Below are 18,105 nucleotides of genomic sequence, written 5' to 3'. Positions count from 1 at the left end.
CCGATCTGTACTTATCCGGGTAAGCGAAGATAAGTCGCCAGAATGCTGTCCGTTACGATACAAAGCGCCAACCATCCTGGCCGACGTACGTAAATACCCACCAATTCTAAGCACTTTAGTATCAATAACCAACCATGGAGTGGAAAAAAGCTTTGGAAATCACCTTATCACAGGCATATTCAGCGTAATTGTCGGCGGGATTGTTCGATTCATACAACAAAAAACGCTAAATTAGGCACACTATTGCCGGACTTGCACACGAGTAAATTCAATACGTTGTTCCGGCCATCAATGTAGGGGGAGTTTGATAATGCCGTTTTGGGGCAAGTTGCTAGGGCTGATCTTTGGCTTTATGTTTTTAAAAATACCCGGTGCGATTCTGGGGCTTATTGTCGGTCACTTGTTTGATAAAGCCTATAGTCAGGACTTCAATAAACTGGGTGGGTTTGGCCGTTTTTTCACCGACCAGTCAGGATTGAAACAACAGGCCATCTTTTTTCATAGTTTGTTTGCGGCGCTGGGGCATCTGGCCAAAGCCGATGGTCAGGTCACCCCTCGCGAAATCCAAATTGCCACGGCGTTAATGGATGACATGCAGTTACAGGGACAGGCACGCAAAGAAGCCCAGGATGCCTATCGCGAAGGCAAGTCGGCGGATTACCCGGTTACCGACACCCTCTCCAGCTTATATGAAAACTGTCATGGCCGGCGCGACATATTACAGGTGTTTCTGGAAATACTGATACAGGCTGCATTTGCCGATGGCCAGGTCACCCACGGCGAACTCAAGGTGCTGGAAAAAGTCGCCAAGGCATTGGGTTTTAAACGTAAGGATTTGGATTATCTGCTGGCCGCCTATGAGGCTGAACTGCGCTTTCGTCAGCGCGGACAACAGCAGCAGGGCAGCAAAAGCACCTACAGCCAGACCCAAACCCTGGCCGATGCCAACCAAATTCTGGGGGTAAGCGAAGAGGATGATGAAAAAACGGTGAAGCGGGCATATCGCAAGCGCATGGCGGAACATCATCCGGATAAACTGGCTTCCAAAGGGTTACCGAAACAGGCACTGGAAATGGCCAAAAACAAAACCCAGGATATTCAGGCGGCTTATGAGCTGATTAAAGAGCGGCGGGGTTTTAAATGAGCACTTACGCCGATGTGCCCGCGGTAAGTCTGGAGCATATTGACCGGTTTATTGAAATGCTATGGCTGGAAAAAGGGCTTAGCGAACATACCCAGCAAAGCTACCGCACCGATCTGAAAAAACTGGCGCTGTTTTGTGTGACCCATCAGCGTCAGGATATTGCGGTGCTGGACACCGAAGATATTCAGGCGTATCTGAGTTACCGCCATCAACAGGGCCTATCGAGTCGCAGCACTATGCGGGCCATGAGTGCCATGCGGGCTTTTTATGTGTATCTGATCAGTTTGAACCAGCGCAGCGATAATCCGGTGGCCGCGTTAGCCAATCCTAAAACCCCAAAAAGTCTGCCCGCCACCTTAAGCGAACAGCAGGTGGATGATTTGCTGGCGGCGCCCGATATTGATGAACCCATTGAATGTCGCGACCGCTGTATGCTTGAAGTGCTCTATGCTACTGGCTTACGGGTGAGTGAACTGGTGGGCCTGCGACTGGAGCAGGTTAATACCCAGCAGGGTGTGATTCGGGTAACCGGCAAGGGCGATAAAGAGCGGCTGGTGCCGCTGGGTGAAGAAGCCATCGACTGGCTGCACATCTATATGAGTACCGCGCGTCCGCAGTTACTTAAAACCCAAAGTGATATCCTGTTTGTCAGTACCCGCTCACGACAAATGACCCGCCAGACATTCTGGCACCGGATTAAGCATTATGCCCTTCGTGCAGGTATCAGCCAGCCGCTTTCCCCGCATACCCTGCGTCATGCTTTTGCCACCCATTTGCTTAATCATGGCGCTGATTTGCGGGTGGTGCAGATGTTATTAGGTCATAGCGATCTGTCTACCACCCAAATCTATACCCATGTGGCGACCGAACGTCTGCAGTCATTGATTGCCGAGCATCATCCCCGTGGTTAGCTGCAAAAACCAAACGGATAGGCGTTCAATAAGACTGTGTTAGTATGCGTTTAAATTGAAATAAATCACCAACAGGCCAGGTCTGTTGCAATATCGGATGCTTTAAGGAGTAGGTGTGTTTAAACCAACCATGAAATTACTGGCTTTGAGTGCGTTGCTGGTTTCCAGCTTTGTAAGCCTGGCCCAAACCAGCGACCAGGTTAAGACGAAGCTGGAAAACCAGCTGGGCGTGAGTGTCGAGGCCATTGGTGAGTCCGAGGTACCGGGACTGTTGCAGGTCACCTCCGACCGTGGTCTGTTTTATATCTCTGAAGATGGCCGGTACTTTATGCAGGCCCGCATATTTGATATGAACAACGACATGGCCAATGTTACTGAAAATGCGCTGGCCAGGATGCGCCTGAAAGGCGTCGAAAAATACGCCGACTCGGTAATTCAGTACAAGGCTAAAAATGAAGAGCATGTGATCACGGTGTTTACCGATACCACTTGTGGGTATTGTCGCAAGATGCATAAAGAGATAGATCAGCTTAATGCGCTGGGTATCACCGTGAATTACCTGGCGTTCCCGCGCGCCGGACTGCAGTCGCCGGTGTATGACGAGATGGTCTCGGTATGGTGTGCTAAAGAGCCTAACGACGCGCTCACCGCGGCTAAACAGGATCAGGATATCGCCTCGGCGCAATGCCAGAATAAAGTCGCCGAGCATTTTCAGTTTGGTCAGTCAGTCGGCGTAAATGGCACCCCCAACATCATCTTAGAAGATGGCACGCTGATCCCGGGTTATCAGCCGGCGGGCATTCTGGCACAGGCACTGGACAAAGCCGGCTAAAAATTCAGCCAGACTATCGTGGTCTCAGACTACTGTTGGACGTCGATAAACGCTATCATAGGGCATCGTTTTATACCTGCTATTTAAGGTGACAAGTTTCTATGGGATTGTCGATTGTCCGGCGCACAGTGACGCGCGAGCCTTTGTGCCCCACACTTCACCCGGTGCTGGATCGGGTTTACCGCGGGCGGGCGATTGCCAGCCTGGACGAGCTGGAAACCAAAGTTCAGGCGCTGCAACATTACGCCCACCTTACCGGTACTGACAAAGCCGCCAGCCTGCTGTGTCAGGCTATCTACAATAATCAGAAGGTGGTTATCGTAGGCGATTTTGATGCCGATGGAGCCACCAGTACTGCTATCTGTATGCTGGCCTTACAGCAAATGGGCCTGCAACAGGTTTCCTACCTGGTGCCGAATCGTTTTGACTTTGGCTATGGTCTTAGCGAACAAATTGTTGATGTGGCCTGCGATGAAGGTGCCGAGGTGATTGTTACCGTTGACAACGGCATTGCCTGCTTGCCTGGCGTGGCCCGGGCCAAAGCCCGCGGGGCCACCGTTATTGTCACCGATCATCATCTGCCTGGTTCACAGCTGCCGGAGGCTGATGCGATAGTGAACCCTAACCAACCAGGCTGTGAGTTTTTGTCTAAAAACCTGGCCGGGGTGGGCGTGGCATTTTATTTAATGCTGGCTCTCCGCGCCCGGCTACAGGCCGACGCCTGGTTTGAAAAGCAAAATATCCCGGCGCCCAATCTGGCGAATTTACTCGATATAGTGGCAGTAGGCACCGTGGCCGATGTGGTGCCGCTGGATAAAAACAACCGCATCCTGGTGCATCAGGGACTCCAACGCATTCGGGCCGGCAAGTGCCGACCCGGGATCCGCGCATTATTTGAAGTGGCCGGTAAAACCCTGGCTCATGTGAGTGCTACCGATCTGGGGTTTGTGGTAGGTCCACGGTTAAATGCGGCCGGGCGCCTGGACGACATGGCGCTGGGAATCGAGTGTTTGCTTAGTGACGATGCCATGCAGGCACGGTTTCAGGCCAGTGAGCTGGATCAGCTTAATCAGCAGCGTAAAACCATCGAAAGCGATATGAAGGCTGAGGCGGAAAAAGTTATTGCCGGATTAAGCGTGGAACAACAGCAAATGCCGCCAGCGCTGGTGTTGTATAAAGAGGATTTTCATCAAGGCGTGATTGGCATTGTGGCCGGGCGCATGAAAGAAAAATACAAACGTCCGGCGATTGCGTTTGCGCATCAGGATGAAGCAATTATCAAAGGCTCGGCGCGCTCGGTTCCGGGGGTCCATATCCGGGATGTCCTGGAAGAGGTGAATACCCGCAAACCCGGTCTTATTTCAAAATTCGGGGGGCATGCGATGGCAGCCGGCTTGTCCTTGCCCATTGCGGCGTTACCTGAATTTGAAGCCACCTTTATTAAGGTGGTCAGCCGCCATCTGGAGAATATTGACTCACTGCATACCATCATGAGCGACGGCGAATTGGCCACCAGCGAGCTCAGCTTGCCCCTGGCGCGGATACTTAAACAGGCGGTGCCCTTTGGTCAGGGATTTGAAGCACCCCTGTTTGACGGTGTGTTTGAAATTGCCCATCAGCGTTTGCTAAAACAACAGCATCTTAAGCTTATTCTCAAAATCGGCGAGCAGCAGGAAGTCGATGCGATTGCCTTTAATGTGGATACCAGTATCTGGCCTGACACCAGTATCACTCAGGTTCAGCTTGCCTATCAGCTGGAAGTAAATGTGTTTAGGGGCAAAGAAACGGTGCAATTAATGGTACAGGAGCTCGCCCCCTATGAAGACTGAACCTGACAAGCTGCTTAAGCGTCACCAGCAGCTGACTCATTCTGAAGGACTAAAAGTTATCTCTCATGTGCAGCGTGAGGAAGGCGAATGGGTTCGCCATACTTTGATGCTGCAAGGCTACGAGGTCCCCTTTGTGTACAGGCGCAAGCAGAAGTATCAATCCCTGCAGGGCGCCAGTGTCAATCTGACTTATTATCCGGTAGAAGAAACCATCGCCGGCATGGCCTTTGAGCAAATGAAAGTGGTGCGAATTAAACGTGCTTAACTCCCGCAGACCGACATTATGAGAGGTGTCTGGCAAGCTGCATTTGTGGTGCACCGGCGGGCTTACCGGGAAACCAGTTATCTGGTGGATTTTTTTACCCGGGATGGCGGGCTGGTCAGTGCAGTGGCTAAAGGTGTTAAAAACAGCAAAGGTGATCGCAAAAGTCTGTTGCAACCCTTTGCGCCGGTGACCATCCAGTTGGCGGGTCGCTCTGAGCTTAAAAATCTAGCGCAGATAGAAAGCGCCGGAGCCATGCTGTTTTTACAGGGCAAACCTTTGTTTTGTGCCATGTATGTCAATGAGTTGCTAAGCCGGGTCTTGCCCAAAGCCCTCACCTGTGAAGATTTGTACGATCATTATCAACAGACGCTGGTGGCATTGAGCAGTGAAGACCCACTTGATATTGCCTTGCGCAACTTTGAGTTTGCGTTACTCGATGAAATGGGTCAGTTGCCTGATTTACTCCACGATGCCAGCACCGGGGAGCCGGTGGTGGCCCAGGACTGGTATCAGTTTGTGCAGGAGCTTGGCATTGTGCGTGCGAAAAAAGCCGTACAGCCACGCAGCGTGCCCGGCTATGCTTTGCTATCGATGGCGGCCCGGGAATGGGACTCACCGGCCCGGCAGGCGGCCAAACTCATCGCGCGCCAGGCTTTATTGCCGCTTTTAGGGGACAAACCATTAAAAAGCCGTGAATTATTTCGCTAACGCCTGCTGCGTACCGGCTTTTTTGATACACTCAAAGCCAGCCTATTAACAAGCAGATTTCTTCATGAACGAGATTTTTCTAGGGGTCAATATTGACCATATTGCTACCCTTCGCAATGCCCGGGGCACAGCTTATCCTGACCCCGTTCATGCTGCCGATATTGCTGAACGCGCCGGCGCCGATGGTATTACGGTGCATCTGCGTGAAGATCGCCGGCATATTACCGACCGTGATGTCACCCTGCTGGCGCAAACCATCAATACCCGTCTTAATCTGGAAATGGCCGTCACCGACGAAATGCTGGCGATTGCGGAACAGATTAAGCCGGCATTTTGTTGTCTGGTGCCTGAAAAACGTCAGGAGCTGACCACTGAGGGTGGCCTGGATGTGGCAGGTAATCTGGCCGCGGTCAAGGCCGCCTGCCAGCGTCTGGCAGCGGCGGGAATAGAAGTGAGTTTATTTATTGATGCCCAGCAGCATCAGATTGATGCCGCGCTGGAGTGTCAGGCACCGTACATTGAAATTCATACCGGCCAGTATGCCGAAGCCACCACGCCCGGCGCGGTTGAAACCGAGCTGGAACGGCTAACCACCGGGATTCGGTATGCCCACCGTCAGGGTTTAAAGGTGAATGCCGGTCATGGTTTGCATTATCACAATGTGAAGCCGGTGGCGGCCATTCCGGAACTGGTGGAGCTTAATATTGGTCATGCGATTATTGCTCGAGCCGCCTTTGACGGGCTGGCGAGAGCGGTGGCAGATATGCGTAAACTGATGCTCGAAGCCCGCTTTGGCAGTCATACGGTAGATTGATGATGGCCATTGCAGGCATTGGCACCGATATTGTTGAACTGAGCCGCATTGAGCAGGCGCTCGCCCGCGGCGATCGTCTGGCCCGCCGGATTCTGACCCCGGCCGAACTGGAACGGTTTGCTGCGCATAGCCAGCCGGCCCGTTATCTGGCCAAACGCTTTGCCGCCAAAGAAGCGGCGGTTAAAGCGTTAGGTACCGGCATTGGAGTAGGGATCAGCTGGCAGCATATCAGGGTAGAAAATCATCCCGGTGGGGCGCCTTTTTTAGTGTTCAGTGACGGCTTTGCCCACGAATGTGAACAACGCAATATTAAGCACAGTCATGTTTCTATCTCTGATGAACAACACTACGCGGTGGCTACCGTGATATTAGAATATTAAATTGTAACGGATCGCATTATGGTCAGCTTTTACAAGCCGGAAAAAAAATCTTCCAACAACAAACCAAAAGTGTTGAAAGATATTCGTATCGACAGTCTCGATATGCAGGGCAATGGCGTATGCCGTAGTCAGCAGCCCGTCCTGTTCGTGGAAGGTGCCCTGGCCGGTGAAACGGTCAATGTCCGCATCACGCATGCACAAAAACAAACGGCCCGGGCCATCACCACCAAAGTAGTGACGCCCAGCGACAAGCGCCAGCAGCCTTTTTGTGAGGTGTATCAGCAGTGTGGGGGCTGTCAGTTACAACATGTGGATGCAGACAGTGCCCTGACTGAACGCCAGCAGGCGATGAGCGACTACTGGACCCGGCAATTCGGGTTGCAAGATCTGCCCTGGCAGCCGGCATTAACCGGCCCGCGCCCACAGTATCGGCGCAAAGCCCGGCTGGCCATTGATGGTCGCACCCCCGGTGCGGTCAAACTGGGTTATCGCCGGCAGGGCAGCAACGCCGTGGTGGATATCCCTGACTGTCCGATTCTGGTGCCCTCGTTACAGGCACTGATAGTGCCCTTAAAAACACTGCTTAATCAGCACCCCAACAGTCGCCACCTGGGTCATATCCAGGTGTTGGCCGGTGACAACATCGCCCAGATAAGTGTTAAGACCAGCCGCGATCTGAGTGAGGCGATGCACCAGGATTTAGCCGCCTTCGGAGAGCAGCATCAGTGTAATGTGGTACTTGAAGATCAACATAATAAGCAGCACCCACTGCATCACAAGGCGACTCTGGTGTGCCATACCGAAGACAATTTGCAGCTGACGCCTGCGCCCGAGGACTTTGTTCAGGTCAATGCTACGGTGAACCAAAAAATGATTGCTCAGGCAATGGCATGGCTGGCGCCGCAACCGGGTGAGGTGATTGCCGACTGGTTTGCCGGTCTGGGTAATTTTGCCTTGTCACTGGCTCAGCGTGGCGCCCGGGTGCACGCCGTGGAAGGGGTTGCAGCAATGGTCGCTAAAGGGCAGGCGAATGCCCAGGCCCAGGGCATTGATAGCATTCAGTGGCAACATCAGGATTTGTCTGATCCCAAAGTGGTCGAAGCCGCGCTAACCGCCGATTTTGATAAGGTTATTCTGGATCCTTCCCGTGAAGGCGCGCAGGCTGTCTGTGAGGCGCTGGCCCGACATCCGGTGAGCAAGGTGGTGTATGTCTCGTGTAATCCCAGCAGTTTTACCCGGGATTTACGGCTGTTGCTGGCAGCCGGATATCAGGTGGAAAAGATTGGGTTAGTCGAGATGTTTCCCTATACCCGTCATCTGGAAGTCATGGCATTATTGTCGTTTCCCCGAAATGTCACAGTCAAAGCGAGTTGATAAATTATGGTATCAACACGAAAAGTACATGAGCCGCAACGGCCGCCGTTCGAACACTGGCTGGATAGCCTGTCGCTGAACGACCATACTAAACAAAAACTGCGGGCCATATCGCAGCATCCTGAGCGTTTGCTGGTGGGCCAGGAGATGGTGGAAATTCTGCACCAGCTCAATATGGACGATGCCACCTTGCAGGCCGCTCTGGTCTTTCCTTATTGCGAAGAACATCAGTTAAATGAAGAAGCCATTGAGCAGGAATTTGGACCCGATATTCTACAGCTGATCATTGGTGTGCGGCGAATGGATGCCATTAAAGCCTTGCATGGTAGCCGCGTCTCTTCCAGTCAGGCCGCCAGCGAGCAGCACATTGACAGCATCCGGCGAATGTTGCTGGCGATGGTGGAAGATGTGCGGGCGGTGGTGATTAAAATGGCCGAGCGCATCTGTACCCTGCAGCAGGTGAAAAAGGCCGACGAAGAAACCCGGGTGATGGTCGCCCGTGAATGTGCAAGTATTTATGCCCCGCTGGCCAACCGGCTGGGCATTGGTCAGCTGAAGTGGGAACTGGAAGATCTGGCGTTTCGGTATCTGCATCCGGTTACCTATAAGCAAATCGCCAAACAGCTTGACGGCAAACGTAAAGAACGTGCCCAGTATATTGACGATATTGTCGCGCATCTGCAAAGCCTGGTGGATCAGGAAAATATCCGCGCCGAGGTGTATGGACGCCCCAAGCATATTTTCAGCATCTGGAAAAAGATGCAAAAAAAACGTCTTACCTTCGAGCAGTTGTATGACATCCGCGCGGTCCGTATTATTGCCGACCGTTTGCAGGACTGCTACGCCGCACTCGGCGCGGTACATTCCAGTTACCGACACATTCCCAGCGAATTCGACGATTATATTGCCACGCCCAAGGCAAACGGGTATCAGTCCATCCATACCGTCATTGAAGGGCCCGGGGACAAAGCGGTAGAAATTCAGATCCGCACCCAGCAGATGCACAATGACGCTGAACTTGGCGTGGCGGCGCACTGGAAATACAAGGAAGGCTCTGCCGGTAAAGCATCGGGGTATGATGAGCGCATCAACTGGTTGCGGCGCATTTTACAATGGCAGGAAGAAGTTGCTGAGTCTGGTGATGTGGTCGAGGAGCTGCGTAGCCAGGTATTTGATGACCGGGTTTACGTATTTACCCCCAATGGCGATGTTATTGATTTACCCCAGGGAGCTACCCCGCTGGACTTTGCTTACTACATACACAGTAATGTGGGCCATCGCTGTATTGGGGCTAAGGTCAATGGCCGCATCGTGCCGTTTACCTATCAGCTGCAAAGTGGCGACCAGGTGGTGATCCATACCGGCAAACAATTAAATCCCAGCCGCGACTGGATGCATCCGGGCCTGGGCTACGTGCATTCTTCGAGAGCCCGGGCCACCATTCATTCGTTTTTCAAAAAGCAGGACAAAGAAAAGAACCAGTTGGCGGGGAAAGAACTGCTGGAGCGCGAGCTTAACCGGGCCCATGTACCGCTTAAAGATGTGGTCCATGCGTGTCAGAAATTCAACGTTGCTCAGCCTGAAGATTTGCATGCCGCGATTGGGGCCGGCGATGTGCGGGTCATGTCGGTGGTGCACTTTCTGCAACAGCGGCTGGAGCCGGCACCGGCCGAGACCGAGCTTAGCCCCAAGCTGAAAACCCGCAAAACGGCAGGGGCTACAGGTAAAAAAGATACCGTGGTGGTAGAAGGGGTTGGCCATTTGATGAGTCAGCTGGCGAACTGTTGCAAACCGGTGCCCGGCGAGCCCATTATGGGGTATATCACCCAGGGCCGGGGGGTGAGTGTGCATAAAACGGGCTGTGAACAACTTCAGCATTTGAGTGAGTCACACCCGGAACGGCTGATTGATGTAAATTGGTCGCATACCTTAAATGTGGGCTTTGAAACCGGCATCGATATTTTTTGTAGCGACCGTGATGGCCTGCTACGGGATATCACCACGGTGCTGGCCAACCACGGTGTGGCCTTGCTTATGGTCAACAGTAACACCGACAAACCCCGAAAAACCGCGCTAGTGGCGATTTCGGTGGAGGTGCCGGATCTGCATACCTTATCGAAACTCATGAACCAGCTAAATCAATTAAAAGGGGTGGTGGATGTCAAACGAAAAACCAGCTGAGCATGATAATTTGCCACGCTTGTTACGGGTGATGGCACGCCTGCGCGATCCTCAATTTGGCTGTCCCTGGGACCGTCAGCAGACCATGCAAAGTCTGACCCGGTTTACCCTGGAAGAAGCCTATGAGGTGGTGGATGCCATTGAGCAAAATCAACCTCGCGAAATCTGTGATGAACTAGGGGATTTATTGTTTCAGATTGTATTTTATGCGCAGCTGGCCAACGAACAAAACTGGTTTAACTTTAATGACATCGCCGGCTCAATTGCCGACAAAATGGTACGCCGTCATCCCCATGTGTTTGCTGACATGCAGGCTACTGCCAACGATATGGAGCAGCAGTGGGAGGCCATTAAAGCCGCCGAAAAAGCGGGCAGGCCGGCAGCAGACAGCATTTTAGATGATGTACCCAAAGGCATGCCGGCACTAATGTATGCGCAAAAACTGCAAAAACGCTGTGCCCGGGTTGGGTTTGACTGGGCTACACCTGCACCGGTCTTGGCAAAAGTGAATGAAGAGCTGGGCGAGATTCAGGCTGAACTGGAACAACCGGAGCCTGTCCAGGCCCGCATTGAAGAAGAAATTGGTGATGCGCTGTTCGCCATGGTCAACCTGGCGCGGCATTGTAATGTTGATGCCGACGGTGCCTTACGGCGGGCCAGTCTGAAATTTGCCCGACGCTTTGGTGGGGTTGAAGAACTGGCCCGTGAGCAACAGGCCCCGCTTGCTGACTTGAATCTGGAACAGCTTGAACAGCTATGGCAAACGGTTAAGGCACAGGAAACTGCAACTGGTTAAGCTCATCAATGGTTTTATCAGGGGTACGGGTCCAGAATGGGTAGGTAAATTCATAACTTAATCCGGGATTGTCGAGGTGGTGACGGACTCGTGAAGATTGCTGTAATAATCCTATGGCCTGTTGATGATACTGATATTTTTCAAATATCCGGGCCAGCTGGTTGTTTTTCACCAGCATTTTCAATCCCTCAAGCAAACGCTGTTGCAGCTGCGGCTGGTCGGGTGCCACAAAAAAGTATTCATAGCTGGGATAGATAAGCAGGTGATGCTGCTCAATGGTCAGGTGCTTGCTGCCATGAAACGCCAGATCGCGATGCACTTCAATTACATTGCGTGGAAAATAATCCACTAACCCCCGTTCCAGGCTACGATACATGGTCGTATACCAGTCGGTCCAGGAGGCGCTGCTTACCGTAAAGTTGTGATGTTTCAATAGGGTGTAATCGGGCCAGTCCGCGCCCTGGACTGCCTGCAAGTTTTTGATATGCACCAGTTTGCAGTCCGGCTGAAAGAATGGCTGCATATTTTTGTGAATGACGAAGACCCGGTAGCCCCCAAGCCCCTGCAGCAGTGGAAACCGAACCGGCAGTAAAGTTTGCTCCAGGGTGTCTGTGGTGACGCTCCACATTACATCGGCTTCACCTTTTAGTACCGAGGCAAGCTGACGGCTTTGTGACATTGGCACCGGGTGGGGGGTAACCCCGACCGGTGGATAAGCTTTTTCGGTGATCTGCAATGCGGCGTTGAGCACCTCAATGTGATATTGCCCATATTCCTCGCCGCCAAAGGATTGGGTATAAACCACCGAGCGGGCCCAGGCGGACCCGCAACAACAAAGCAGCGCCAGCCACACAGTAATCTTCATAGTTTCAGACCCGATAATCCTGTTAACTTTTAAACATAGCCACTACCCAAATATTTGTCAGCATTTTAGTGCTCGGCAAATACTTTAATTTTCTTTTAACCGGGGGTTCGCTTTTTGGTCAAATCCTGTATAATTCGCGCCCTGCCCAGTACCCACCTTTGGGAAGGTGGAAGAATCAATAGGCTCGAAGGGGTCAATACATTGATTTTTTAGGTGATTTCATATGAGAAATCAGTAACGACGATTTTTTTTCGGGTGAATTTAAATGAAAACTTTTGTTGCAAAGCCAGAAACGGTACAACGTGACTGGTTCGTGGTTGACGCCACTGACAAAACATTAGGCCGCTTGGCTTCTGAAATTGCGCGCCGTCTGCGCGGAAAGCATAAGCCAGAGTATACGCCTCACGTAGATGCGGGCGACTACATCGTTGTAATCAATGCTGACAAAGTTACTGTAACTGGTAACAAAGCACTGAACAAAATGTACTACTCGCACACTGGGTATCCAGGTGGTCTAAAAGAGACAAACTTTGAAAAATTGCTTGCTCATAAGCCAGAAATGGTACTTGAAAAAGCAGTTAAAGGAATGCTGCCAAAAGGTCCTCTGGGTCGTGCAATGTTCCGTAAGTTGAAAGTTTACGCTGGTGGCGAACACGCTCACGCAGCACAGCAACCACAAGTTTTGGACATCTAAGGAGCAACTGACATGGCAGATACTCAATACTACGGCACTGGCCGCCGCAAAAGTTCTACTGCTCGTGTGTTCCTGCGTCCAGGTACAGGTAACATCACAGTAAACAAACGTGCTCTTGATGAGTACTTTGGTCGTGAAACCGAGTGCATGGTGGTTCGTCAACCACTAGAACTTGTAGAACTGACTGAAAAGTTTGACGTTTACATCACCGTTGCCGGTGGTGGTTCTAACGGTCAAGCTGGTGCGATTCGTCACGGTCTGACTCGTGCTCTGATGGAGTATGACGAGACCTTGCGCTCATCTCTGCGTAAAGCAGGCTTCGTTACTCGTGACGATCGTCGCGTTGAACGTAAGAAAGTGGGTCTGCATAAAGCACGTAAGCGTCCACAATTCTCAAAGCGTTAATTTTATCGCTTATTGCAAAAACCCGGTTTTTACCGGGTTTTTTTATGTCTGTAACAATGTGCCGGGCATCGTCAACTAGCAGACTAATGTATTTTCTAAGATTTCTGCCCCGCTTATTCAACCGCTTACCCAACCGTTTACAGCAATGAGGGTAGCTGTGTAGCTCGCCACCCAGAGCCGATATCCAGGGATAGCAACCGCGATGGGGATGGGTTTGGCATAGCCCACAGCCACCACCTTCCCCCGTATTTAAACAAAATATAACCCACCGTTTCAGGCTATTTTGTTCAGATCGCGTACTAAAACCTTGTAACTGGAAAGGCTTTTCCCGTATTATTTTGTACGAAAAATAACATATTATAAAATTAACAGTGTGATTAAGGGTATGATAAGTGGCCCGCTAACACATTGTTATGGCTGAAAATGACAGGGCCTGCGTTATTAAGCCTGTTCAGCATCCAACCTGGAGAAATGTGGATGAGCGATGTATCTGTAGATGCAAACACCTCTGCACCTGGGCCCAAGGGGCCGAAGGATAATACAAGGCGGCGCTTTTTAACCGTCGCGACTTCGGTGGTCGGTGGCGTAGGGGTCGCTGGTGCAGCAATACCGTTTATTGCGTCATGGAATCCCAGTGCCAAAGCCAAGGCGGCGGGCGCAGACGTGGAAGTTGATATCAGCGCCATTGAGCCGGGTCAGTTGATTCGCGTGATGTGGCGTAGCAAGCCGGTCTGGATTGTCAGACGAACGCCTGAAATTCTTGAATCATTGAGCGAGCATGAAGCGCAGCTCAAAGATCCTGGTTCGGAAATGGAACAACAACCTGCGTTTGCGCAGAATCAGTATCGCTCCTTAAAAGAAGAGTACCTTATTCTGGTCGGCATTTGTACGCACCTGGGATGCTCACCACAGTATCTGAAAAACGGCGCATTTGAAGAAATTGTACAGGGCGTACCTGATGGCTTTTTCTGCCCGTGTCACGGCTCCAAATTCGATATGGCCGGGCGGGTCTTTCAAAGCGTCCCCGCGCCACTGAACCTGGTGGTGCCGCCGTATCAGTTTGTTGATGATACCAATGTCATCATCGGCTCAACTGCGCAGGAGGCCTGATGAGTTCTTTTTTAGCATGGATTGAAGCTCGAATTCCAATGATGCGCGTGGCGAATATGCACGCGATTCAATATCCGGCACCCAGAAATATGAATTTTTGGTATGTGTTCGGCTTTCTGGCCACCATCGTCCTGGTAAATCAAATTATTACCGGTATCTGGTTAACCATGAATTTTGTACCTACCGCAGAAGGAGCCTTTGCCTCGGTAGAATACATTATGCGTGAAATAGACTATGGCTGGATTATCCGGTACATGCACAGCACCGGCGCCTCGGCGTTCTTTATTGTGGTGTATATGCACATGTTCCGGGGCATGATTTACGGCTCTTATCAAAAACCCCGCGAGTTGCTGTGGGTGTTTGGAATGTTTATTTATCTGGCGTTAATGGCTGAAGCCTTTATGGGCTATGTATTGCCCTGGGGTCAGATGAGCTACTGGGGCGCGCAGGTTATTGTGTCGTTGTTCGGGCTATTCCGGTAATTGGTCCTGATTTAGTGATTTGGCTGCAAGGCGACTATGTCATTTCCGGCGCCACCCTCAACCGGTTTTTTGCCTTGCATGTTATTGCCCTGCCATTGGTTATTGTTATTTTAGTGTTCCTGCACATTATTGCGCTGCATGAAGTGGGGTCGAACAACCCGGATGGGGTGGCCATTAAACATAAAAAAGGCTCGTTGTCAGAAAGCGAAAAGACACCCTACAAAATCCACGAATACTATACCGATAAGTACGACATCGCTGATGATGTAGTGCCGTTTTTTCCGCATATCGTGCTAAAAGATTTGGTGGCATTCTGTATTTTCTTATTTGGTTTTTGTTATGTGATGTTTTTTGCCCCGGAAATGGGCGGTAAATTTTTAGAACATCCAAACTTTGAAATTGCGAATCAGCTGAAAACCCCGGAACATATTTTCCCGGTCTGGTATTTCACGCCGTTCTACGCAATCCTGAAAGCGGTGCCTGACAAGCTGTTTGGCGTGCTGGCTATGTTTGGTGCTATTGCCGCGTTGTTTGCCATGCCCTGGATTGACCGTGGCTCGGTGAAATCCTGGCGCTATCGTTGTGGTTTGCATAAGGTGAATTTGCTGGTCTTCGCCGTGGTCTTTATCTTCTTAGGCTATCTGGGCGGTACGCCTCAGGAACCCTGGAAAATCATCGCCTCGCAAATCGCCACAGTAATGTACTTTGGCTTCTTTGTGGCGCTGTTTTTGTACAGCAAGAATGAAAATACCAAGCCTGTGCCTGCGAGGATCCCACGATGAGAAAACTGATATTTTTAGCGGCTCTGTGCTTCTCGTCCACCACGATGGCCGCATCAGGGAATATCCCTCTTGATGAAGCGCCGATCGATTTATCTGATAAAGCCTCATTACAGCGTGGCGCTCAGACCTTCATGAACTATTGTGCCGGTTGTCACTCAATGCAATATCAGCGTTACAGCCGCACCTTTGAAGACTTAAAAATTCCTGAAGAATTGGGCGAGAAATACCTTCAGTTCACCGGGGATAAACCTACCGACTACATAAAGCGGGGCATGCCGGCAGAAAGCGCCGGAACCTGGTTTGGCGCGCCGCCGCCAGACCTGACCCTGGTCGCCCGGGTGCGCGGTGCAGACTGGTTGTATACCTATCTGCGAACCTTTTATGTAGACAAAAACCGGCCATTTGGCGTCAACAATAAGGTGTTTCCCGAAGTCGGGATGCCCCATGCGCTACAACCCCTGCAGGGGACCCCACGGGAAACCTACGAAGAGGTCATGGTGGATGGCGAAATGGTCAAACGCTATACCGGCATACAATCCGATGGCGATGGCGCGTTATCTGCCGATGAATACGATAAAGCGGTGGCTGACCTGGTGAACTTTTTGGAATACACCGGCGAGCCCTTCCGGCCGCAGTCTGAAACCATTGGTAAATGGGTACTGGTTTTCATAGTTGTACTGTTTGTATTTGTTTTTCTTCTGAAAAAAGAATACTGGCGAGAAGTACACTAATACCCATTGTTTCGTGTATAATACACCAAGGGGGCGATGCCCCCTTTTTTAGCTTGTACGACATTGCTTTTAGTGAGCAGTGTGAGTGTCTCTCGACGGAGGAAAATTAATGGCCGTAGCCGCGAATAAACGCTCTATCATGACGTTGTTCTCAGATAGTATTGATATTTACAGTCACCAGGTACGCATTGTTCTGGCGGAAAAAGGTGTGGGTGTAGAAATCAGTTATGCAGACCCCAGCAACTTGCCAGAGGATCTGCTTGATCTGAATCCCTACGGTACTGTCCCAACGCTGGTTGACCGTGAGCTGGTTCTGTACAAATCCCATATCATCATGGAATACCTTGATGAACGCTTCCCGCATCCACCGCTGATGCCGGTTTATCCGGTTTCCCGGGGCCAGAGCCGCCTGATGATGCATCGAATCGAAAGCGATTGGTATTCACTTGCAGCGCGGATTTTCCGTGGTGAAGGCGATGTGGAAGCCGCGCGTAATGACTTGCGCGAAGCCCTATTGTCGCTGGCACCGGTATTTTCTGAAATGCCGTATTTCATGAGTGAAGAATTCAGCCTGGTAGATTGCTACCTGGCACCGTTGTTGTGGCGTTTACCGGCGTTAGGTATTGAGCTTAATGGCGCGGGTGCTAAAGATATTAATGCGTATATGACACGTATTTTTGCCCGTGGCTCTTTCAAAGCCTCGCTGACGGATCAAGAACGCGAAATTCATAATCCTTTATGAGTACTATGACTCCGAACCAACCGTATTTGCTGAAGGCGTTTTTTGACTGGATTGTAGATAACCAGATGACGCCTTATATTGTGGTCGATGCAACAAATGAGCTGGTTGAGGTACCTCAGGAATTTGTCAAAGAAGGACAGATTGTACTGAATGTATCGCCTTCAGCCTGTGTGAATTTTGCGATGGACCTAGAGTTTATATCGTTTCAGGCCCGCTTTGGTGGTCAGCCACAAAATATAAGTATGCCGTGTCAGGCAGTAATGGCGATTTACGCCCGTGAAAATGGTGCTGGCACCGTATTCGCGGTGGAAGAAGACCTGACTGCAACTGAAACCGAGAAAACCATTGAGGACGCTACAGAGCAATCTACCCGTCCTTCCGGGGATATTAACGAAGCAGACTCCGACAATGCGCCGGTGCCGCCGAAAAAAGGCAAACCGAATTTGAAAGTTATCAAATAGCAGCGGTTTCTCCTTTAAAAATCCGGCCCTGGCGCCGGATTTTTTGTAGGTGTAATACGCGGCCGGGAGACTGGCTTTACTAAAACAAAAAACTGGCCTTCGTGTCAGTGTTCAATCTGCATTGTTGTTGTCCCCACCCACAGCCAGCTAAAGCAACGTCCCTAACGGTTGCGGGTATTGCTAGTACTGCGCTTTAGGCAGCACCGCATTAACACCACTGCTTTTGCCACACTGCATGTTCAACCCCGGCCCCCGGGATATGCTTCGTCTATTGCCCTGCAGCCGTCACCATCAATCACCATATTAAGAAAGACAGGCGTCAAATCGCTAGATGAGGCTCTGTAATGATTGCTGCCGGCTTCCACTTAACTATGGTTACTGATGATTCTGCCAAGCCGCGAGGGCGAAGCTGATACTTTAAAGCTACTGGCCGGGGTGACCGGGGGATGGGGGGATTGTATGCCGGCTTGATGGAACATTGGGCCGGGTCCGGCCGCATGTCGAGTAAGACGGTATCAGCGGCCTGACATTGTGGTTACGTATGCCAGGGGAGGGTAAATAAAAGTAGGGTAATGGCCGTGCAGGTTGGCCCTCCTTGT

18 protein-coding genes and 1 pseudogene are annotated in these 18,105 nt (G+C 51.2%); 18 read left to right on the top strand and 1 reads right to left on the bottom strand.

Going from position 1 to position 18,105, the window contains the following annotated elements; genetic code table 11:
• The first annotated feature begins 310 nt into the window (after positions 1–310).
• The 11 genes from djlA to mazG all read left to right on the top strand — a co-directional run bounded on the left by djlA (position 311) and on the right by mazG (position 11,234).
• Positions 311–1,144: a co-chaperone DjlA gene (djlA, locus tag IT774_RS13865; protein ID WP_195810287.1), complete on the top strand. Its 834-nt coding sequence runs from the start codon at positions 311–313 to the stop codon at positions 1,142–1,144.
• Positions 1,141–2,055, top strand: a complete 915-nt coding sequence (gene xerD, locus IT774_RS13860) for a site-specific tyrosine recombinase XerD (protein WP_195810286.1) — start codon at positions 1,141–1,143, stop codon at positions 2,053–2,055. The genes djlA and xerD overlap by 4 nt, the downstream gene beginning before the upstream one ends.
• Before the next feature lie 115 nt (positions 2,056–2,170).
• Entirely contained in the window at positions 2,171–2,887 is a 717-nt protein-coding gene (dsbC, locus tag IT774_RS13855) for a bifunctional protein-disulfide isomerase/oxidoreductase DsbC (RefSeq protein WP_332308855.1), read from the top strand.
• 101 nt (positions 2,888–2,988) lie between these two features.
• Positions 2,989–4,716, top strand: coding sequence for a single-stranded-DNA-specific exonuclease RecJ (gene recJ, locus IT774_RS13850; protein ID WP_195810285.1), 1,728 nt, complete (start codon positions 2,989–2,991; stop codon positions 4,714–4,716).
• Complete coding sequence (locus IT774_RS13845; RefSeq protein ID WP_195810284.1) at positions 4,706–4,981, top strand: hypothetical protein; 276 nt, start codon at positions 4,706–4,708, stop codon at positions 4,979–4,981. The genes recJ and IT774_RS13845 overlap by 11 nt, the downstream gene beginning before the upstream one ends.
• A gap of 18 nt (positions 4,982–4,999) precedes the next feature.
• Complete coding sequence (recO, locus tag IT774_RS13840; RefSeq protein WP_195810283.1) at positions 5,000–5,689, top strand: DNA repair protein RecO; 690 nt, start codon at positions 5,000–5,002, stop codon at positions 5,687–5,689.
• A gap of 64 nt (positions 5,690–5,753) precedes the next feature.
• A complete protein-coding gene (gene pdxJ, locus IT774_RS13835; RefSeq protein WP_195810282.1) occupies positions 5,754–6,503 on the top strand; it encodes a pyridoxine 5'-phosphate synthase in 750 nt (249 codons plus the stop codon).
• Between the two features lie 2 nt (positions 6,504–6,505).
• Positions 6,506–6,883 carry a holo-ACP synthase gene (gene acpS / locus IT774_RS13830; protein ID WP_195812309.1) on the top strand — a complete coding sequence of 126 codons (378 nt, stop codon included), beginning with the start codon at positions 6,506–6,508 and terminating at the stop codon, positions 6,881–6,883.
• Between the two features lie 18 nt (positions 6,884–6,901).
• A complete protein-coding gene (gene rlmD / locus IT774_RS13825; protein WP_195810281.1) occupies positions 6,902–8,257 on the top strand; it encodes a 23S rRNA (uracil(1939)-C(5))-methyltransferase RlmD in 1,356 nt (451 codons plus the stop codon).
• A gap of 6 nt (positions 8,258–8,263) precedes the next feature.
• Positions 8,264–10,438, top strand: a complete 2,175-nt coding sequence (gene relA, locus IT774_RS13820) for a GTP diphosphokinase (protein ID WP_195810280.1) — start codon at positions 8,264–8,266, stop codon at positions 10,436–10,438.
• On the top strand, positions 10,416–11,234 hold the full coding sequence (mazG, locus tag IT774_RS13815) for a nucleoside triphosphate pyrophosphohydrolase (protein WP_195810279.1): 819 nt from the start codon (positions 10,416–10,418) through the stop codon (positions 11,232–11,234). Before relA ends, mazG begins: the two co-directional genes overlap by 23 nt.
• Here the strand turns inward: mazG and IT774_RS13810 are convergent.
• Complete coding sequence (locus IT774_RS13810; RefSeq protein WP_195810278.1) at positions 11,206–12,099, bottom strand: type 2 periplasmic-binding domain-containing protein; 894 nt, start codon at positions 12,097–12,099, stop codon at positions 11,206–11,208. The two genes, mazG and IT774_RS13810, sit on opposite strands and share 29 nt — an antisense overlap.
• Before the next feature lie 265 nt (positions 12,100–12,364).
• Here IT774_RS13810 and rplM point away from each other — a divergent pair, with 265 nt between their 5' ends.
• From rplM to IT774_RS13775, 7 genes and pseudogenes are all read left to right on the top strand, one after another.
• On the top strand, positions 12,365–12,793 hold the full coding sequence (rplM, locus tag IT774_RS13805) for a 50S ribosomal protein L13 (protein WP_195810277.1): 429 nt from the start codon (positions 12,365–12,367) through the stop codon (positions 12,791–12,793).
• A 12-nt stretch (positions 12,794–12,805) separates the two neighbouring features.
• Positions 12,806–13,198, top strand: coding sequence for a 30S ribosomal protein S9 (gene rpsI, locus IT774_RS13800; RefSeq protein WP_195810276.1), 393 nt, complete (start codon positions 12,806–12,808; stop codon positions 13,196–13,198).
• 477 nt (positions 13,199–13,675) lie between these two features.
• Entirely contained in the window at positions 13,676–14,308 is a 633-nt protein-coding gene (gene petA, locus IT774_RS13795; RefSeq protein ID WP_195810275.1) for a ubiquinol-cytochrome c reductase iron-sulfur subunit, read from the top strand.
• Positions 14,308–15,572, top strand: a pseudogene (locus IT774_RS13790) (cytochrome b). Before petA ends, IT774_RS13790 begins: the two are co-directional and overlap by 1 nt.
• Positions 15,569–16,303 (top strand): cytochrome c1, encoded by a 735-nt coding sequence (locus IT774_RS13785; protein ID WP_195810274.1) that lies wholly within the window; start codon positions 15,569–15,571, stop codon positions 16,301–16,303. Before IT774_RS13790 ends, IT774_RS13785 begins: the two are co-directional and overlap by 4 nt.
• Before the next feature lie 109 nt (positions 16,304–16,412).
• The gene (sspA, locus tag IT774_RS13780; RefSeq protein WP_195810273.1) at positions 16,413–17,045 is read left to right on the top strand and encodes a stringent starvation protein SspA; all 633 of its coding nucleotides are present in this window, start codon (positions 16,413–16,415) and stop codon (positions 17,043–17,045) included.
• Positions 17,042–17,506, top strand: coding sequence for a ClpXP protease specificity-enhancing factor (locus IT774_RS13775; RefSeq protein WP_195810272.1), 465 nt, complete (start codon positions 17,042–17,044; stop codon positions 17,504–17,506). The genes sspA and IT774_RS13775 overlap by 4 nt, the downstream gene beginning before the upstream one ends.
• The last annotated feature ends 599 nt before the right edge of the window (positions 17,507–18,105 follow it).

It is taken from the genome of Salinimonas marina (assembly GCF_015644725.1).
Classification (GTDB): domain Bacteria; phylum Pseudomonadota; class Gammaproteobacteria; order Enterobacterales; family Alteromonadaceae; genus Alteromonas.
This window is presented reverse-complemented; position numbering and strand designations above follow the sequence as displayed.